The 275-nt window shown below is 36.4% G+C and carries 1 protein-coding gene; it reads left to right on the forward strand.

All coding sequences use genetic code 11. The features are described 5' to 3' along the window. Positions 1–106: 106 nt before the first annotated feature. The coding region (locus tag SB658_RS23765) for a cation:dicarboxylate symporter family transporter (RefSeq protein WP_410602773.1) at positions 107–275 on the forward strand (169 nt) is incomplete at its 3' end.

The raw sequence follows: 275 nt of genomic DNA on the forward strand, positions 1-275 counted from the left end.
CAATCTATATTTTTCTATAGACGGATGGTTTTCTTTTCTATTATAATTTGTTCTAATAGCTATCTTTTTAGATACTTATTGCACTTTTTTCTTCGGGAGGTAATCTATGAAAAAATTACGCTTTGGACTAGCGACGCAAATTTTCGTCGGACTCATACTAGGGGTTGTAGTCGGTGTCATCTGGTACGGCAATCCCGCCATTCCAACATATTTACAGCCTATCGGCGATTTGTTTTTACGCTTAATCAAAATGATAGTGATTCCAATTGTCGTCT

This window comes from Bacillus sp. SIMBA_008, assembly GCF_046535495.1.
GTDB lineage: Bacteria > Bacillota > Bacilli > Bacillales > Bacillaceae > Bacillus > Bacillus subtilis.